At 60.8% G+C, this 17783-nt stretch carries 14 protein-coding genes; 5 read left to right on the top strand and 9 right to left on the bottom strand.

The window, feature by feature from the left end; translation table 11 throughout:
* Window positions 1-68: 68 nt before the first annotated feature.
* Window positions 69-3743, bottom strand: coding sequence for a trifunctional transcriptional regulator/proline dehydrogenase/L-glutamate gamma-semialdehyde dehydrogenase (gene putA / locus AC56LV_RS14445; RefSeq protein WP_499558601.1), 3675 nt, complete (start codon window positions 3741-3743; stop codon window positions 69-71).
* A gap of 213 nt (window positions 3744-3956) precedes the next feature.
* On the opposite strand from putA, the gene AC56LV_RS14450 reads away from it, so the two are divergent.
* Entirely contained in the window at window positions 3957-4412 is a 456-nt protein-coding gene (locus tag AC56LV_RS14450; protein WP_183554882.1) for an Lrp/AsnC ligand binding domain-containing protein, read from the top strand.
* Between the two features lies 1 nt (window position 4413).
* Here the strand turns inward: AC56LV_RS14450 and AC56LV_RS14455 are convergent, their stop codons facing one another.
* Together AC56LV_RS14455 and AC56LV_RS14460 are read right to left on the bottom strand one after the other, a co-directional pair.
* The gene (locus AC56LV_RS14455) at window positions 4414-6429 is read right to left on the bottom strand and encodes a hypothetical protein (RefSeq protein ID WP_499558603.1); all 2016 of its coding nucleotides are present in this window, start codon (window positions 6427-6429) and stop codon (window positions 4414-4416) included.
* A 220-nt stretch (window positions 6430-6649) separates the two neighbouring features.
* Window positions 6650-7603: a LysR family transcriptional regulator gene (locus tag AC56LV_RS14460; protein ID WP_183554886.1), complete on the bottom strand. Its 954-nt coding sequence runs from the start codon at window positions 7601-7603 to the stop codon at window positions 6650-6652.
* A gap of 138 nt (window positions 7604-7741) precedes the next feature.
* Between AC56LV_RS14460 and AC56LV_RS14465 the strand changes: the two genes are divergently transcribed.
* Entirely contained in the window at window positions 7742-7939 is a 198-nt protein-coding gene (locus AC56LV_RS14465; protein WP_499558605.1) for a hypothetical protein, read from the top strand.
* A 611-nt stretch (window positions 7940-8550) separates the two neighbouring features.
* On the opposite strand, the gene AC56LV_RS14470 is transcribed toward AC56LV_RS14465, so the two are convergent.
* The 4 genes from AC56LV_RS14470 to AC56LV_RS14485 all read right to left on the bottom strand — a co-directional run bounded on the left by AC56LV_RS14470 (window position 8551) and on the right by AC56LV_RS14485 (window position 11080).
* A complete protein-coding gene (locus tag AC56LV_RS14470) occupies window positions 8551-8811 on the bottom strand; it encodes a YfhL family 4Fe-4S dicluster ferredoxin (RefSeq protein ID WP_183554890.1) in 261 nt (86 codons plus the stop codon).
* A gap of 16 nt (window positions 8812-8827) precedes the next feature.
* Window positions 8828-9328, bottom strand: a complete 501-nt coding sequence (gene coaD / locus AC56LV_RS14475) for a pantetheine-phosphate adenylyltransferase (RefSeq protein ID WP_183554893.1) — start codon at window positions 9326-9328, stop codon at window positions 8828-8830.
* Between the two features lie 105 nt (window positions 9329-9433).
* The gene (gene rsmD, locus AC56LV_RS14480) at window positions 9434-10108 is read right to left on the bottom strand and encodes a 16S rRNA (guanine(966)-N(2))-methyltransferase RsmD (protein WP_499558606.1); all 675 of its coding nucleotides are present in this window, start codon (window positions 10106-10108) and stop codon (window positions 9434-9436) included.
* 78 nt (window positions 10109-10186) lie between these two features.
* On the bottom strand, window positions 10187-11080 hold the full coding sequence (locus AC56LV_RS14485; protein WP_499558608.1) for a DUF6279 family lipoprotein: 894 nt from the start codon (window positions 11078-11080) through the stop codon (window positions 10187-10189).
* Window positions 11081-11105: 25 nt separating this feature from the next.
* On the opposite strand from AC56LV_RS14485, the gene glmU reads away from it, so the two are divergent.
* Window positions 11106-12482, top strand: coding sequence for a bifunctional UDP-N-acetylglucosamine diphosphorylase/glucosamine-1-phosphate N-acetyltransferase GlmU (gene glmU / locus AC56LV_RS14490; RefSeq protein ID WP_499558610.1), 1377 nt, complete (start codon window positions 11106-11108; stop codon window positions 12480-12482).
* A 134-nt stretch (window positions 12483-12616) separates the two neighbouring features.
* On the opposite strand, the gene AC56LV_RS14495 is transcribed toward glmU, so the two are convergent.
* On the bottom strand, window positions 12617-13093 hold the full coding sequence (locus AC56LV_RS14495) for an Lrp/AsnC family transcriptional regulator (RefSeq protein ID WP_499558612.1): 477 nt from the start codon (window positions 13091-13093) through the stop codon (window positions 12617-12619).
* A gap of 156 nt (window positions 13094-13249) precedes the next feature.
* Here AC56LV_RS14495 and glmS point away from each other — a divergent pair, with 156 nt between their 5' ends.
* Window positions 13250-15079, top strand: a complete 1830-nt coding sequence (glmS, locus tag AC56LV_RS14500) for a glutamine--fructose-6-phosphate transaminase (isomerizing) (protein ID WP_482896737.1) — start codon at window positions 13250-13252, stop codon at window positions 15077-15079.
* A 94-nt stretch (window positions 15080-15173) separates the two neighbouring features.
* Here the strand turns inward: glmS and AC56LV_RS14505 are convergent, their stop codons facing one another.
* Window positions 15174-15602 carry a barstar family protein gene (locus tag AC56LV_RS14505; RefSeq protein ID WP_499558614.1) on the bottom strand — a complete coding sequence of 143 codons (429 nt, stop codon included), beginning with the start codon at window positions 15600-15602 and terminating at the stop codon, window positions 15174-15176.
* A 549-nt stretch (window positions 15603-16151) separates the two neighbouring features.
* On the opposite strand from AC56LV_RS14505, the gene mqo reads away from it, so the two are divergent.
* Entirely contained in the window at window positions 16152-17741 is a 1590-nt protein-coding gene (mqo, locus tag AC56LV_RS14510; protein WP_499558616.1) for a malate dehydrogenase (quinone), read from the top strand.
* The last annotated feature ends 42 nt before the right edge of the window (window positions 17742-17783 follow it).

Raw genomic sequence — 17783 nt, forward strand, 5'->3', positions numbered from 1 at the left:
TTACTGCTCCTGACGTGAATGCGGGTTAGAAAGCACATCGGCGACCGAAGTCGCCGATGTGGTGTGCATTACAGGCCCAGCGTCATCAGGCTGGCATTACCCCCAGCCGCTGTCGTATTGACGCAGACGGCGCGTTCGGCCACCAGCCGCCACAGATCGACCGCTGCCAGTGGTTCGGTATCGACCACCCCGACAATGGCGCCGCTGCGCGCCGCCAGCTGCGTACGCAGCGAGCCGGCCAGGCCCGATTCGACCAAGGCGATCGCGAACTCGCCCGCATCGACTTCGTCCTTGCCAATGAAGCGCACGCGCTCCTTGACCGCCTGCGGCAGGTTGGCCGGGATGGCCTCTGGCGACATGGTCAGCACCAGTGCGCGGTTGCCGGTGGCCAGCGCAGCTGCCACTTGATTGAGCAGGCCTGTCGGCGTGCCCGATGCGCACAGCACGACGCCGCGCGGCGTGAACGACAGGCGATTGCGCTCGCCGGTCGGCCCCGGCAAGTCGATCGCCACGCCATTCAACGACGTGCGCGCATAGCCTTCGGCCAGCGCCACCACGGGTTGCTGGCCGTTCGTGCGCAGCCAGCCGATCAGCGCTTCCAGCGCAACCTCAGGCTGACGGATATGGTCCATCAATGGCGCCGCGCCGCGCTGCAGGCGCTTGATGTACAACGGCCCGCCGGCTTTCGGGCCGGTACCGGATTTGCCTTCGCCACCGAACGGTTGCACGCCGACGACCGCGCCGACGATATTGCGGTTGACGTAGATATTGCCGACGTGCGCATGGTTGACGATGTAGTCGATCGTTTCATCGATGCGCGAGTGCACGCCCAGCGTCAGGCCGAAACCCGTGGCATTGATCGACGCGATCACCTTCGGCAGATCGGCGCGGCGGTAGCGCACGATGTGCAGGACCGGGCCAAATACCTCTTGCTTGAGTTCCGACAGCGACGCGATCTCGAGCACCGTCGGCGGCACGAAGGTGCCGCAGCTGGTGATGGCGGTCGGCAGCTCGAGCGCAAAGTGGCTGCGCGCCGTGGCTTTCGTGCGTTCGATGTGCGCCAGCAGGTTGCGCTGCGCTTCTGCATCGATGACCGGACCGATATCGGTCGCCAGGCGATCCGGGCTGCCCACGCGCAGTTCCTGCATCGCACCCTTGAGCATCTTGATGGTCTTGTCGGCGATGTCTTCCTGCAGGAACAGCACGCGCAGCGCCGAACAGCGCTGGCCGGCCGAATCGAAGGCTGAGCTCAACACGTCGCCCACCACCTGTTCGGGCAGCGCCGACGAGTCGACGATCAGCGCGTTCTGGCCACCCGTTTCGGCCACCAGCGGAATGTCGATGCCTTCCTGTTCGGCGCGTTTGGCCAGCGTGCGGTTGATCAGCTGCGCGACTTCGGTCGACCCGGTGAAGATCACACCCTTGATGCGGCTGTCGGCCGTCAGCGCGGCGCCGACGACTTCGCCGCGGCCTGGCAGCAGTTGCAGCGCGGCGCGCGGCGTACCGGCCTCGAGGAACAGCTCCACCGCGCGGTGGGCGATCAGCGGCGTTTGCTCGGCAGGCTTGGCCAGCACCACGTTGCCGGCGGCCAGTGCCGCCGCGACCTGCCCCGTGAAGATCGCCAGCGGGAAGTTCCATGGGCTGATGCAGCTGACCGGGCCCAATGCCTGGACGTTTGCCTGGACTCCAGTTACAGCGCGGATCTGCACCGCGTAGTAGCGCAGGAAGTCGACTGCTTCGCGCAGTTCGGCAATCGCGTTCGGCAGCGATTTGCCCGCTTCGCGCACGGCCAGTGCCATCAGCTCGACGCCATGGTGCTCGAACAGGTCGGCGGTGCGTTCCAGGATCGCGGCGCGCCCGGTCGTGCTGGTGGCGGCCCACTCGCCGGCAAAGGCACTGGCCGCTGCCAGCGCGGCGTCGACGTCGGCGCGCGAGGCTTCCTGCACCAGGCCGACGATATCGGCCGACTGGGCCGGGTTGACCACATTGGCGAATGCTCCGGCATCAATTGCGCCGGCCTCGACCGTTGCTGCAGTCAGGGGCGCGGCGACGTGCCGGCGCTGTTGCGACAGGCCACCCGCCAGCACGCCCAGGATGTCTTCGTTGACCAGGTCCATGCCGGCGGAATTCTTGCGCTCGGTACCGAACATGTCCACCGGCAGCGCGATTGCCGGATGCGGCTTGCCACCGCTGGCGCGGGCGGCCTCGAATGGATCGGTGATCAGGGTGTTGATGGCCACGCTCTCGTCGACGATCTGGTTCACGAACGACGAGTTGGCGCCGTTCTCCAGCAGGCGGCGCACGAGGTAGGCCAGCAGCGTTTCGTGCGAGCCGACCGGCGCGTAAATACGGCAGGGTTTATCGAGGTTCTTGCTGCCCACGACCTGGTCATACAGCGTTTCGCCCATGCCGTGCAGGCACTGGAATTCGTAGTTGCTGATATTGCCCAGACGCGCCCATGTATAGATGACGGACAGCGTATGCGCATTGTGGGTGGCAAACTGCGGGTACAGGATGTCGGATGCGCCGAGCAGCTTGCGCGCGCAGATCAGGTAAGACACATCGGTGTGCACCTTGCGCGTATAGACCGGATAGCCGGGCATGCCGTCGACTTGGGCGCGCTTGATCTCGGCGTCCCAATAAGCGCCCTTCACCAGCCGCACCATGAACTTGCGGCTGCTGCGCTTGGCCAGGTCGATCACATAATCGATCACGTACGGGCAGCGCTTCTGGTAGGCCTGCACCACCAGGCCGATGCCTTCGAAGCCGGCCAGCTCGGGGTCGAACGCCAGCACCTCGAGCATGTCGAGCGAGATCTCGAGGCGGTCGGCTTCTTCGGCGTCGATATTGATGCCGATGTCGTAGCGCTTGGCCAGCAGCACAAGGCTGCGCACGCGCGGCAGCAGTTCGTCCATCACGCGCGCCGACTGCGCGCGGCTGTAGCGCGGGTGCAGCGCCGAGAGCTTGATCGAGATGCCCGGGCCTTCCTTGATGCCGCGGCCATTCGAGGCCTTGCCGATCGCATGGATCGCCTGCTCGTACGACGCGTAGTAATGTTGCGCATCGAGTTCGGTCAGCGCCGCTTCACCCAGCATGTCGTACGAGTAGCGGTAGCCGCGCGTTTCGTTCTCGCGGCTGTTTTTCAGTGCCTCGTCGATGGTCTGGCCGGTGACGAACTGATTGCCCAGCATGCGCATCGCCATGTCGACGCCCTTGCGGATCAGCGGTTCGCCGCCCTTGGCGATCATGCGCGTGAGCGCCGAGCCCAGGCCTTGTTCGCTATTGGTCGACACCAACTTGCCGGTGATGAGCAGGCCCCAGGTGGCCGCGTTGACGAACAGCGACGGGGATTCGCCCAGGTGCTTGCGCCAGTCGCCCTTGCTGATCTTGTCGGCGATGAGGCGGTCGGCCGTTTCGCTGTCCGGAATGCGCAGCAGTGCTTCGGCCAGGCACATCAATGCCACGCCCTCTTCCGACGACAGCGAGAATTCGTGCATCAGGGCATCCACGCCCGACGAGCGGGTGCGTTTTTCACGCACGGCGGCGACCAGGCGGTGGGCCAGTGCCTGGGCGTCATGGCTGGCGCCTGACCCCTGGGCCAGCAGCCACTGCACCGCCTCGGTTTCATCGCGGCGGTAGGCGGCCGTGATGGCAGCGCGCAGGGGAGTTTGGTCGCGCTTGATTTCAGCGTGTAGGGCGTCGAACGGAACGAAAATGGAGGCCGGGTGAGCAGCAATCTGCATGGCTATCTAGTCAAAAGAAAAATACACAACGAGGGCCACCGCACAGCAAAAGCGCCGTGCTGTAAGCAACAGCCGGCGCAGATCGGAACTTGGTGGAAATGATTCGATTGTAGAAGGATTTCTTCTGGATTTATTCTGGATTTAACCGATACTGGCAATAGATAGTTTTTGATGCGACAATCTGACCAAATAAAATTTATAAGGAGATGTAGCATGCTGGACAAGATTAGCAAAAAGATTCTGGCCGAATTGCAGAACGACGGCCGCATCAGCAACGTCGAACTGGCGGCACGCGTCAACTTGTCGCCGGCTGCCTGCCTCGAACGTGTGCGCAAGCTGCACGAATCAGGTTACATCATGGGCTACACCGCCCAGCTCAATCCACAGTTGCTGGACGTGTCGCTGCTGGTATTCATCGAAGTCGTGCTCGACCGCACCACGCCTGAAGTGTTCGATGCCTTCAAGCAAAGTGTGCAGATGATCCCCGAAGTGCTCGAATGCCATATGGTGGCGGGCGGCTTCGACTACCTGGTCAAGGCGCGCGTGAAAGACATGGCAGCTTACCGCGAATTTCTTGGCAAGACGCTGCTGCAGAAAGGTGTGCGCGAGACGCACACCTATGCGGTGATGGAAGAAGTGAAAAACTCCACCAAGCTGCCGATTCGCTGATTTATGGCTGCCCAGCCTGGCCGGTCTTGCTGGTCTGGCCGGTCAGGCGTAGTGCGCCGCGGTATAGAAGGCTGGCAGGTGGCGCTTGCGCGGCCTGACTGGCAGCCCGAGTGACATCCTGTGGCGTATCGCCGCGGCCTGCTTCGAACGTTGCCCTCTGCATCGCGCCCACCCCATTCGCTTCTTCGATGCGCACCGCCATCCTGCTGGCGCTGGCAAGCGCGTCGCCCTCACCGGCCACGGCATCGATCACGAAGCGATAGCCCGGGCGATTGTCCAGTTGCCCCGTGCCTTCCAGCTTGACCCGGTTGCCGTCGAGCGTGATCCGATCCAGGGTCTCACCTTTGAATGACGTGCTGCCCAGCAGACGAAACACGAACGGCGTGCCTGCATCTGTCTTGAGCGCGAGTGGCGCTGCCAGCCGGAAGGCTGTTCTGGCAGCAGGCGAATAGACGCCGCTGCCAGGAGCCACGGCCGACTGGAGCATCCCTTCGCCCACCAGCTGCGCGCCGTCGGTGAAGCCCACCCGCACGAACGCAGACATCGTCGTACGCCTGCGCGCCGAATCGGTGACGATCACGGTCGCGCGGTAATCCCCTGCAACGCCATACGTGTGTTCAGCCAAGACTGTACCCGCGCCATTGCGCTCGCGCACGACCGCCGGTAGCGGCCCGCTGCCATCGCCCCAGTCGATGGTGGCCGTATGGGTGTCGCGGACATTACGGTCGCGAAATGACAGCGTGAGCCTGGCAAGCTCGTTCTCGCGCAGCGCCGGGATTTGTATCGGGCCCAGCACCGGCGCATCGGTACCGCCGCCACCGCGGCGCAGAAACACCAGGCCGGCGTTCGATTGGGCCAGGATATCGCCGTTGGCTGCAATACCAAGCCCTTCGGTTACCACCAACCCTGTTGGCGCGTTGTGCAGGCGCAGATTGAGATCGGTCGCCACGCCCGTGCGCGACCAGCGATAGGCGCGGCCTTCGTCGAACATGCCGGAGCGGATCAGGCCCACACTCACGCCATCATCGTTCAGTGCGTTGGCCTCCGACGTGAACATGCCCGCCGGGTGCAGGCTGAGAAAACCGCGCGCGCGTGAGTACCGGAAGGCGCGAAACTCGTTCGTGGTCGGGCCCCGCACTGCGCCGATGACCTCGCTCGCTTCATTGAGTGTCGTGGGATAGGCAGCATTGATGCTGACAGCGGGTTTTCCTGGGCTCGACAAGAAGAAGCCACGGGTTGCAGCGTCGACGATCCGCCAACCGAGAATGTCGCCCTGATTATTGATGCGGATACCATACGCACTGCGTGCCCCGAACGTTCCAAGATTCGTGGGACGGCCGTCAGCGTTCCAGACCAGCGTGGTCGTGCCGCCATTGACAGCGCTGCCCGAGCCGACGACGGCATCGAGATCGTTGATGCCGTAGGCAGCGCCTGGAACGAAGCCGCTGACGCCGGGCAGTGATGACAGGCGATTTGCCGACGTCCAGCGCACTGCACGCACGCTGCTGTTGTCGCTGGACGTGGCAGACAGGCCCGCGATCTGGCCATGTTTGTTGATCGCGTCCAGGGAGGCGTATTCGCGCGCATTGAGCGACGGTAGCACCACCCGGCCCCTTGCAGCGGACCAGCGCAATGGCTGGTACCGCAGGCCGCCGGGACTCTGCGCGTCGAGGAAGCGTGCGTTGAAAATCACCTCACCTTGTTCGTTCAGACCGCCGACAAACGTACGCTCATTGCCTGGGGGACTGATATCGACAATGCGATCGCCATTGAAAAACGCCACCTGTGTGCGACCATCCGGCCCCGGGTACTCGAACGCCGCCTGCCCACGTGCGTTGACAAAGCCGTTATAACTCGTTGGCGCGGCGAGATTGACGATGCTGTAGATGTCACCACCATTGCGCCCGGCATCAGTGGCGTCATCCTCGGCAGCCGCTGTAGCGCGGCCTGAAGCCGCAAGCATGAGCAGCAGAGTGATCCCAAACACACCGAACTGGCCCGTCGATAAATGGTGCATTGTCATCTCCCTATCTCCCTGTATGTGCGTATGCGGTATGCACGGCGCATGACCATTCTCGAACGTGACGAATCATTCAAGATGAGCTAGCGCAAACCCGGTGACGGATCTCGCGCAAAATGGATTTGGGAATTGCATGGTAGGCAGAGCCACCAGGCAAGGAGGTCGATGTACAGGTGAGAAGGGATGACGCGGCTGCGCCATCCCTGGTGACAACGTATCAGACGACCTTGCGCACGCCGCCTTTGGACGCGCTTTCGGCCATGCCTTCGAGGTTCTTGCGCAGCCAGCGGTGCGCCGGGCTGCGGCCGTCGCGCTCGTGCCACAGCATGTCCAGGTGGACGGCCGGTAGCTGGAGTGGCAATTCTTTCCAGATCAGGACATCGGCCATGCCGGTCGAGACCAGCAAGTGCTTTGGCAGCACCGTGATCAGGTCCGAGTTGGCCACCACCCGGCCAGCCGTGAAGAACTGGTTCACCGTCAGCAGAATGCGCCGCTCGCGGCCCATCTGGCCCAGTGCCTCGTCCACCAGGCCGTGGGCGCGGCCCGAGAAGCTCACCAGCAGGTGGTTTGCCTTGCAATACGTGTCGAGATCGAGCTTTTCCTTGGCCAGCGGGTGATCCTTGCGCATCACGCACACGTACACGCCCGAATACAGGCGCTCGTGGCGAATCGGCGAGCCCGTTTCGTACGACAACTGCGCCGCCACCCCCGGGAAGAAGCCCACCGCCAGGTCGATATCGCCGCGCAGCAGCATCGGCCGCGGTTCGCGCGTGGTCAGCGGCACCATGCGGATGTTCACGCCCGGCGCCTCGCCCTCGATCGAGCGCATCAGCGACGGCAGCCACAAGGCCGCGGTCGCGTCGGCCATCGCCATCCGGAACGTTGCCTGCGCCTTGGAGACGTCGAACGTTTCCGGCATCACGGCCGCTTCGAGGGCCGCCAGCGCCTGGCGCACCGCTGGCCACAGCGCTTCGGCGCGCGGCGTCGGCTTGACGCCGTAGGCAGTGCGGATCAGGAGTTCGTCGCCCAGGCTTTCACGCAATCGCTTGATGGCATTCGAGACAGCAGGCTGGGTCATGGCCAGGTGGCCGGCAGCGCGCGTCAGGTTTTGCTCGGTCATGACGGCATCGAACACGCGCAGCAAATTCAGGTCAAGCGTCAGAAAGCTCATGGAATTCAGGATAAAACTGTCGTGAATACAAGTGTACCTCAACTCATTCACAAACAGTATAAGTGCCATCAGCGATGGGAATTAGATTTATATGTTGCGATGCACTAGAGTTATCCACAATCATAGAACGAGTACATCATGTCTTCCACCGCCACCCTAGTTCAAACCGCCAGCGCGGTGCCATACAGCCTGTTGTTCAGCATGACCATCTATCTTGCCCTGTTCGGCGGGATCGCCCTGTTTTTCCGTCCCCTGCTGGTTGGTATTGGCCGCGCGCTGTATCTGATGGTACGTCCACGTCCAGGTAAATCGGCTCTGCCGCCGAAATCAACCTGATGACGATCCATCGCTGACCTGCTTTCCCTTTCGCTGAAACGCGGCACCGGACACGGTAGCCGCGTTTTTTTTCGCCTGTCGCTTTGTATTCTGGCAAAACATTCTCAACTCTCATGTTTTGATGATGACTTGGTGTTACCCGGCTTTCCTCAGCCCCGTAATGTGACAAAGTTCACATAGAATTACATTTATCCAAAATTTATGGCAGAGTTATAAAGAGTTTTAACAGAAGTTGGAATTATAAAATCTATAAAGAAGCATTTTAAAGGAATTTACTCGAAATTCGTATGGCAATATTTCATAAAAAAATGAGCGTAGATAGTTTAAATTAGAAGATAAAAGATAATTTAAGCGTATATATATGAGATATTCCACGAAGTTCACATTCTATATAATTTATAGTAAAACCATAAGTAACAAAATAGGTGGAGGAAAATTTACTACTGAAAGTATCAGATGACGCTAACCATGTAGAACGCTGGAGGGGCAAACGGGGCGCGACGCGAGTTGACTACGCGAGCGAACACCGCCAGCGGCTCAAGCCAGCTGGCGGTGTAGCAGTGTCACGAGAGAGAATCGAGCTGACAGGGAGGCGTCGGCCACAGAGGGGATCAGGCAGCGGCTTTGTCGGCCGTCAGACGTTCGTACTTGATGAGGAGTTCTTCGCGCGATTCGCGCCAGGCCGGGTCGAGCGGGATGCATGCGACCGGGCACAGAAGTTGGCACTGCGGTTCTTCAAAGTGACCGACACACTCGGTGCACTTGTTCGGATTGATCTGGTAATACTCGTCGCCCATCGAAATGGCATCGTTGGGGCATTCGGGTTCGCAGACGTCGCAGTTGATGCAGTCGTCGGTAATCAGAAGGGCCATGGTACTTCCAGGTAAATCAGGCGACCGGTGCTGGGGGCAGGCTGGCGATCTTGTTTTGCAGCCAGCGGTCGACCGATGGGAAAACGAATTTGGACACGTCGCCGCCCAGCATTGCGATCTCGCGCACGATGGTGCCCGAAATGAACTGGTACTGGTCGGACGGGGTCAGGAACAGGGTTTCGACATCCGGCAGCAGGTAGCGGTTCATGCCCGCCATCTGGAACTCGTATTCGAAATCGGATACCGCGCGCAGACCGCGCACGATCACACGGGCGTCGTGCTTGCGCACGAAATCCTTGAGCAGGCCCGAAAAACTTTCGACCTGCACGTTCGGATAATGGCCCAGCACTTCATTGGCGATTTCGAGGCGCTCTTCAAGCGTGAAGAAGGGACGCTTGTTCCGGCTATCGGCAACGCCGACCACCAGACGGTCGAACAGGCCGGATGCGCGGCGTACCAAATCCTCGTGGCCGCGGGTGAGCGGGTCGAAAGTACCTGGATAGACAGCTACAACCATTGCGGCTCCTGTGAAAAATACACCGTGATAGAACGCGCATTATGCCTTAAATACCCGGCATTCGCCCCACGCTGGGGCGGGGTTTGCCCAATGGCTGTGCAGTTTTCACAGCCTTTCAACAACGTATGCCTGTTTTTCTTGCAGCTTGAGCAGGTGATAGTAGACCATGCCGGCCTTGTCCGCACGCACCGCTTCCCAGCCTGCCAGCCACTCAGGCACCGCATCACCTTCGGCCAGCAGGGGCGCCTCGGCTTCCGCATACACCATACCGCCCTCTTTCAGCAGCGCTGCGCATAACGGCAACGTCTTGGCCAGCAAGTCTTGCTGGTAGGGTGGATCAAGAAAGATCACGTCGAAACGCTGGCCACGGGTGGCCAGGTCGCGCACGAGCGTCAAGGCGTCGGCGCGCAGGATTGTGACGTTGGTCGCCTTGAGCTTGTCGCGGTTTGCTTCCAGCTGGCGTACCGCCGGGCTATAGTTGTCGACCATCAGCACCGATGCCGCACCGCGGCTGGCCGCCTCGAAGCCCAGCGCCCCGGAACCGGCGTACAGGTCGAGTACGGTAGCAGCATCCCAGTCATTGGCGAGCTGGTGATTGATCCAGTTGAAGACGGTTTCGCGCACGCGGTCCGGCGTGGGCCGCAGGCCAAGTGCGTCGACGACGGGGAGCAGGGTTCGTTTGAAGGCGCCGCCGATGATGCGGACCTGGTGCTGCGCCATGCGCGGCGCGCCGTGCGGCTTGGGGCCAGCAGGCTTGGAGTTGATGGACTTTCTGTGCATGGGCGGCACTATAGCATGGGGTTTACATGCGATTGCGCGCCGCCCTTTGCGTGCTTTTTCAGTTACTTATTTACTTGCTTATTTCCCTGCAGCCAGCGCCTCAAGGTCGCCAATCCAGCCCTGGATGCGCTCCTGCGCATGGGCTTTCTGCTGGGGCGTGGCGACCCGGATCGCCGTCAGGATGAACTTGGTGGTGTGATCGATGCTGGCATCATAGAAACCCTTGCGTTCCGGCGAGTCCATGCGGCTGGACAATTCCCGCATCAAGCCCGCTACGCGCGCCGACGTCTGTTCGCGGTTGAGTTTCTTTTGCTGGATCTCCGTCAGTACGGCCAGCACGCGGCGCTGGCGGTACTGGCGCTCTTCCAGCCACAGGTTGTTGTCCAGCGGACGCAGATCGGACGCGCGGCGCAGGGTCGCCTCCTGTTCGCTGCTGAAGTTGCCGAACCAGAGTTCCATCTGTTCCATCGATTTCTTGAAACGGGCGCGCTGGCGCTTGTCGACACTGCCATCCATGAACTTGCGGCGGTATTCGTCGTTCTTGTCCTTGAACTTGCGCTCCATGTGGGTGATCTGCTCGGGTGTGATCGACATGGCCAGTGTCGTCAGTTCCGGCACGGCGCGCTGGCCCAGGCGATCGGCGCGCACGCGGATTTCGCGGTAGTCGCCGAGCAGGTCGGCCTGGGTCGGGTTGCCAGCCAGCTGACGCTTGAACGTGCCCAGCAATGCAGCATAGTCACGCAACTCCGTCTTGCGGTGCCACTGGAACACAGCTTTGATATCGCGCTTTGCCACATCCGCTTGTTGACCTTCGAAGTCGACATACGAATTCATCCACCAGTACAGTAAAGTGTCACCCTGGTTGTACGAGAAGCGAATCGAGCTGCAACCGGCGGCCATGACCGTCATGGCAAGCAGCAGGAGCGCAAACGCGCGTCGGAACGCGCCATCGCGCATGCTAAAATTTTTCATATATTCAACTTTTTGAGAACGGCTTATGAACGTTGTGATCCTCGCCGCCGGTATGGGCAAACGCATGCAGTCTGCCTTGCCGAAAGTACTGCATCCACTGGCTGGTAAGCCCCTTTTGCGCCACGTCATCGATACCGCGCGTGGCTTGAATCCGCAGAAATTATGCGTGATTTATGGACATGGAGGCGCAGCGGTGCCAGAGATGGTCGCAACAGTGGCAGAATCCACCGGCAGCACGATCGATACCGCGCTGCAGGAACCGCAGCAGGGCACCGGTCACGCCGTCATGCAAGCCGTGCCGCAACTGGACGATGACCAGCCAACGATCGTGCTGTATGGCGACGTCCCGCTGACCACCGTCGCCACGCTGCGCCGCCTGGTCGAGGCCGCTGGTAGCGACAAGCTGGGCATTCTCACCGTCGAGCAGGCCAATCCATTCGGGCTGGGCCGCATCGTGCGTGAAGACGGCAAGATCGTGCGCATCGTCGAAGAGAAAGACGCGACCGAGACCGAACGCGCCATCAAGGAAATCAACAGCGGCATCATGGCGATTCCGACCCGCCACCTCAAGAAGTGGCTGGCGGCGCTGTCCAACAACAACGCCCAGGGCGAGTACTACCTGACCGACATCGTCGCCCAGGCCGTGGCCGACGGCGTGCCGGTCGTCTCGAGCCAGCCGTCCGGCGAATGGGAAGTGGCGGGCGTCAACAGCAAGGTGCAGTTGGCCGAGCTCGAGCGCCGTCACCAGCTGAACATTGCCCACGCATTGCTGGAACGTGGCGTGACCTTGATGGATCCGGCACGCATCGATGTGCGCGGTGAACTCATTTGCGGCCGCGATGTCACGATCGACGTGGGTTGCGTATTCGAAGGCCGCGTCGAGCTGGCCGACGGCGTGCGCATCGGCGCGCACTGCGTGCTGGTCGACGCCACCGTGGGCGCGGGCGCCAATATCAAGCCGTTCTCCCATATCGACGACGCCACGATCGGCGCCGCCTCGCAGATCGGGCCGTACGCGCGCCTGCGGCCTGGTACCACGCTCGGCGAAGATGTCCACATCGGTAACTTTGTCGAGGTTAAGAACAGCACGGTCGCCGCGCACAGCAAGGCCAATCACCTCACGTACGTGGGCGACGCCACGATTGGCTCGCGCGTCAATATCGGCGCGGGTGTCATTACCTGCAACTACGACGGCGCGAACAAGTTCCGCACCGTGATCGAAGACGACGTGTTCGTTGGCAGCGACACCCAGCTGATCGCGCCGGTCACGGTTGGCAAGGGCGCCACGCTGGCGGCCGGCACGACGCTGACCAAGGATGCGCCTGCCGGCAAGCTGACCATCTCGCGATCGAAGCAAATCACCATCGACAGCTGGAAGCGTCCAGTGAAAATCAAGAAGTAATCCACTGAGTGCGCACAGGCTAATCACAGGAAATGAACAAGATAAACACAGGGTAATACCCTGCTTATCCCATGTTCTTCCCTGTGGTCATCCACATTGTTATCCACAGGTATTCGCGTGACTTTTATGCCTGATTACACGGCAATACGCGTTTCGAACTTGCTGCGGTGCGTCGCAAAATAAGTCTTCACATTACGCACATTGGCGTGCGCGGTGAACAGCCGGTGCGCCAGATCGTGGTAGGCCGGCATGTCGGCCACTTGCACGATCAGCACGAAATCCGGCCCGGGCGACACGCGGTAGCACTGCAGCACCGCAGCTTCCGTGTCCGCCAATTTCTCGAATTCGGCCATGCGCTCGGCGGCCTGCACATCGAGCGTGATCTCGACGATGGCGCTCAGGCTTGATCCCACCTTCTCGGGTGCAACGATGGCCACCTGGCGCTGGATGACGCCGCTGTCCGTCATGGTCTTCACGCGGCGCAGGCACGTCGGTGGCGACACATGCACTTGCGCCGCCAGCTGCGCGTTCGTCTGCGATGCGTCAGTCTGCAGAATGGTCAGAATGCGACGATCGATGTCGTCAAGGACAGGGAGAGCATTGATAGGCATGAAATTTAAGAGTATTTAGCGCGATTATATGAAACAAGATTTCACACCGTCGTAGTCGTGAAATAATATGACAAATATAGTCGCACACTGTACGCTTATTTCACCGTAATTGCTCTACGATAATACTCATTGAATATCTTTGAAGTGAGGTTAGCCATGTGCGGTATCGTCGGAGCAGTCGCAAAACGCAACATTACCCCAGTCCTGATCGAGGGTCTCAAGCGCCTCGAGTACCGGGGCTATGACTCCTGCGGCGTGGCCGTGCACCTCGATGGCCGCCTGACCCGCTCGCGCTCGACGTCGCGTGTGGCTGAACTGGAAGCGCAGGTCAAGGAAGCGCATCTGGACGGCTTCACCGGCATCGCCCACACCCGCTGGGCCACGCACGGCGCGCCAGCATCGCATAATGCCCACCCCCACTTCTCGCCAAGCGAAGACAATGCGCGTATCGCGCTGGTTCACAACGGCATCATCGAAAACCACGACGAACTGCGCGCCGAACTGACCGGCCTGGGCTACGTCTTCATGAGCCAGACCGACACCGAGGTCATCGCTCACCTGGTCGACCACATGTACAACGGCGACCTGTTCGAGACCGTGCAGCAAGCCGTCAAGCGCCTGCACGGCGCCTACGCCATCGCCGTGTTCTGCCGCGAAGAACCGCACCGCGTGATCGCCGCGCGCCAGGGTTCGCCGCTGATCGTCGGCGTGGGCAAGGACGAAAACTTCGTCGCCTCCGACGCGATGGCGCTGGCCGGCACGACCGACCAGATCATCTACCTGGAAGAAGGCGACGTGGTCGACCTGCAACTGGCGCGCTACTGGATCGTTGACGTTGACGGCCGCCCGGTCGAGCGCGAGGTCAAGACCGTGCACGCCCACACGGGCGCTGCCGAACTCGGCCCATACCGCCACTACATGCAGAAAGAAATCTTCGAGCAGCCACGCGTGATCGGCGACACGCTCGAAGGCGTCACCGGCATCATGCCGGAACTGTTCGGCGACGGCGCCTTCGCGGTGTTCAAGAAAATCGACCGCGTGTTGATCCTGGCCTGCGGCACCAGCTACTACGCAGGCCTGACCGCCAAGTACTGGATCGAATCGGTGGCCAAGGTGCCTGTGAGCGTCGAGATCGCCAGCGAATACCGCTACCGCGACAGCGTGCCGCATCCGGACACGCTGGTCGTGACCATCACCCAGAGCGGCGAAACGGCCGACACCCTTGCCGCGCTCAAGCACGCGCGCAGCCTGGGCATGGAACACACGCTGACCATCTGCAACGTCTCGACGAGCGCCATGGTGCGCGAATGCAAGCTGGCCTACATCACCCGCGCCGGTGTCGAGGTTGGCGTGGCCTCGACCAAGGCCTTCACGACCCAGCTGGCCGCCCTGTTCCTGCTGACGCTGACGCTGGCCCAGGTCAATGGCCGCCTGACCGATGCCGAAGAAGCCGAACACCTCAAGCAGATGCGTCACCTGCCCGTCGCGCTGGCCGCCGTGCTGGCGCTCGAGCCGCAGATCATCGCCTGGGCCGATGACTTCGCCCGCAAGGAAAACGCCCTCTTCCTGGGCCGCGGCATCCACTACCCGATCGCGCTGGAAGGCGCACTGAAGCTCAAGGAGATTTCGTACATCCACGCCGAAGCGTATCCGGCCGGTGAACTGAAGCACGGCCCGCTGGCGCTGGTGACCGAAGAGATGCCCGTGGTCACGATCGCCCCGAACGATGCACTGCTGGAAAAGCTGAAGTCGAACATGCAGGAAGTGCGCGCGCGCGGCGGTCAGCTGTACGTGTTCGCCGACGTTGATTCGCGCATCACGTCGGGCGATGGCCTGCACGTGATTCGCTTGCCTGAGCACTACGGTTTGCTGTCACCGATCCTGCACGTGGCTGCGCTGCAGTTGCTGGCGTATCACACAGCGCTGGCGCGTGGAACCGATGTGGACAAGCCGCGTAATCTGGCGAAGTCGGTGACGGTGGAATAAATGTTTGCTGGTTGAGGCACAGCTGTGGCGCGCCCATAAAGCGCGCCACAAACCAATAAAACCTGGCGCATAGGTTTAGCTGCGCCAGTAATTACTAAGCCGCGCGCAATGTAATGTTCGGATGATCAGCAAACACCTGCATCACCAGATCAAAGTAAGTCGGCCCACCCAGCCCAAGGCGCGCGAGTGCAGCGTGAATCGGGCCAGGTTTGAACAGCTGCGGGTGCTCGAGCTTTGCAAGATAGTAAGCACGGGTCGCCTCGACGCCCAGAGCAATACGGATGCTGTCCATCTGGTCCCAGACGACGATTGCCGGGGCCTTGCCGCGAAGGACCCCATAGCCACCGTATAGCATGTCATCCAGGCCATCCAGGCTGGCGCCAAGCTGCCAATCCTCACCCATCATGAACACGCGGTTGATCTCGTCATAAAACGAAGCGATATCGCGGATGCTGGCGCCGTCGATCATCAGGATTTGTGGCTCCGACGCGGTATCAACGCTTGTGGCATGGGTCATGTTCATCGAATCCGGGACCAAACATCCTACATGTGTCCATATCGGCCGGATTCAATCGCTCGTTCAAAAGCGGCTCAAAATCCGCATCGCACACCCCAAGAAACCCACCGCACAAACGTCGCGCCACCGCCTCAGTAGTAGTACGCAGAACGCTACCGCTTGAATACTGAGACGCCCTTTTAAGAGGGCCAGCCCCAAGCAAGGCTGATTTGTTTGGGCTATACTTACCCAACTCCTATACAAGAGTTACCCCCAGTTTCGATGGACGCCAGGGATATTGACTGGCCCGCCTGACTCTCCTGTCAACGCGTTATATCCTTGTTTGACAGCCCATGATGCCGCCTCGATCGAGACCCGGTCGCAGCGATGCATCGGCTTTGCTATTGCGTCGTTTGCCGAGGCTTGTTGCGGTGGATTGCCGCGACAGATCCCGACAACCCGTTCTCTAATGGCGCCGCCGGTTATTTCCGGAATGCGCCACTACCGAGCCGTCGAATTTTTAAATCAGATGTTGCATGCCAGGCCATCGCACACATTTTTTCAGGTGATACTCGTATGCGCAACTCGCTATTAGTCGTCCTTTCTTGCTTCATCGTTGCTTCGTGCTCGAAAGCGCCCGCTCCATCCAATGACAAGCCGGTTGACGTTGTCCTGATCGGTGCCGGTGTCATGAGCGCCACGCTCGGTACGATGCTCAAGGAACTCGATCCGGAACTGACGATTCAGATGTACGAACGCATGGACTCGGTCTCGGCCGAAAGTTCGGATGCCATGAACAATGCCGGCACCGGTCACTCCGGTTTCGCCGAGCTGAACTACACGCCGGAAATGCCGGACGGTACCATCGACACCAAGAAGGCGGTCGACATCAATGAGCAGTTTGAAGTGTCGAAGCAGTTCTGGGCCTACCAGGTGCAGAAGCAGTACCTTGGCGCGCCGCAGAGCTTCATCAACAATGTGCCGCACATGGCTTTTGTCTGGGGCGACGACAACATCAACTTCCTGCGCAAGCGCTACGCCGCACTGCAGAAGGAAAACCTGTTCAAGGGCATGCTGTATAGCGAAGACCAGGCAGAAATCCGCAAGTGGGCGCCGCTGGTCATGAACGGCCGCGATGCAGCGCAAAAAGTGGCTGCCACCCGCATGGAAATCGGTACCGACGTGAACTTCGGCGCCCTGACCCGCAGCATGGTCAAGCACCTGACCGACTCGCATGGGATGACGCTGAACCTGCGTACCCAGGTTGAGGATATCAAGCGCGGCGAAAACGGTCTGTGGAACGTCACCGTCAAGAACCTGGCGGACAACAAGGTCTCGACCGTGAGCACGAAATTCGTGTTCATCGGCGCCGGCGGCGGCGCACTGCCACTGCTGGAAAAGACCGGTATTCCTGAAGCCAAGGGCTTCGGCGGTGTGCCGGTGGGTGGCCAGTGGCTCGTCACGACCAACCCGGCGCTGATCGAGGCGCACCACGCCAAGGTGTATGGCAAGGCATCGGTCGGTTCGCCGCCAATGTCCGTGCCGCACCTGGACACCCGCATCATCGACGGCAAGAAAGCCCTGCTGTTCGGCCCGTTCGCCACGTTCTCGACCAAGTTCCTGAAAAATGGTTCGTGGATCGACCTGCCAGCCTCGGTCAACACCGGCAATGTGCGTCCAATGGTGCAAGCCGGTATCGACAACATCCCGCTGACCAAGTATCTGGTCGAGCAAGTGATGCAGTCGCAGGAAGACCGCGTGGCAACCCTGCGTGAGTACCTGCCGGAAGCCAAGAAGGAAGACTGGAAACTGGTCAACGCAGGTCAGCGCGTGCAGATCGTCAAGGACGATCCGGCCAAGGGTGGCCTGCTGCAGTTCGGTACCGAAGTCGTGGCATCGAACGACGGTTCGGTCACTGCCCTGCTGGGCGCGTCGCCAGGCGCCTCGACCGCTGCGCCGATCATGCTGAAAGTGATCGCGGCATCGGCGTTCAAGGACAAGCTGGCCACGCCAGAGTGGCAAGCCAAGATGAAGGAAATGATTCCTTCGTACGGCCGTAAGCTCAACGGTGATGCAGCATATGCCAACCAGATCCGTCAGCAGAGCAGCGCTGTCCTGGGCCTGAAAGCCATCACGCTTGACGTAACGGCCGCATCGCAAGAGTAAGCAAGACCGTCGTAATAACCACAAAGGCCCCGGTGCTTCACA

The organism is Telluria sp. RB2R28 (assembly GCF_059685835.1).

What these genes read in the sequence shown, in the direction of transcription:
- AC56LV_RS14455 (WP_499558603.1), bottom strand. Translation starts at nt 6,429, where the DNA reads ATGCACCATTTATCGACGGGCCAGTTCGGTGTGTTTGGGATCACTCTG.
- AC56LV_RS14465 (WP_499558605.1), top strand. Translation starts at nt 7,742, where the DNA reads ATGTCTTCCACCGCCACCCTAGTTCAAACCGCCAGCGCGGTGCCATAC.
- glmS (WP_482896737.1), top strand. Translation starts at nt 13,250, where the DNA reads ATGTGCGGTATCGTCGGAGCAGTCGCAAAACGCAACATTACCCCAGTC.
- AC56LV_RS14505 (WP_499558614.1), bottom strand. Translation starts at nt 15,602, where the DNA reads ATGAACATGACCCATGCCACAAGCGTTGATACCGCGTCGGAGCCACAA.
- AC56LV_RS14460 (WP_183554886.1), bottom strand. Translation starts at nt 7,603, where the DNA reads ATGAGCTTTCTGACGCTTGACCTGAATTTGCTGCGCGTGTTCGATGCC.
- putA (WP_499558601.1), bottom strand. Translation starts at nt 3,743, where the DNA reads ATGCAGATTGCTGCTCACCCGGCCTCCATTTTCGTTCCGTTCGACGCC.
- AC56LV_RS14470 (WP_183554890.1), bottom strand. Translation starts at nt 8,811, where the DNA reads ATGGCCCTTCTGATTACCGACGACTGCATCAACTGCGACGTCTGCGAA.
- AC56LV_RS14485 (WP_499558608.1), bottom strand. Translation starts at nt 11,080, where the DNA reads ATGAAAAATTTTAGCATGCGCGATGGCGCGTTCCGACGCGCGTTTGCG.
- glmU (WP_499558610.1), top strand. Translation starts at nt 11,106, where the DNA reads ATGAACGTTGTGATCCTCGCCGCCGGTATGGGCAAACGCATGCAGTCT.
- mqo (WP_499558616.1), top strand. Translation starts at nt 16,152, where the DNA reads ATGCGCAACTCGCTATTAGTCGTCCTTTCTTGCTTCATCGTTGCTTCG.
- coaD (WP_183554893.1), bottom strand. Translation starts at nt 9,328, where the DNA reads ATGGTTGTAGCTGTCTATCCAGGTACTTTCGACCCGCTCACCCGCGGC.
- AC56LV_RS14495 (WP_499558612.1), bottom strand. Translation starts at nt 13,093, where the DNA reads ATGCCTATCAATGCTCTCCCTGTCCTTGACGACATCGATCGTCGCATT.
- AC56LV_RS14450 (WP_183554882.1), top strand. Translation starts at nt 3,957, where the DNA reads ATGCTGGACAAGATTAGCAAAAAGATTCTGGCCGAATTGCAGAACGAC.
- rsmD (WP_499558606.1), bottom strand. Translation starts at nt 10,108, where the DNA reads ATGCACAGAAAGTCCATCAACTCCAAGCCTGCTGGCCCCAAGCCGCAC.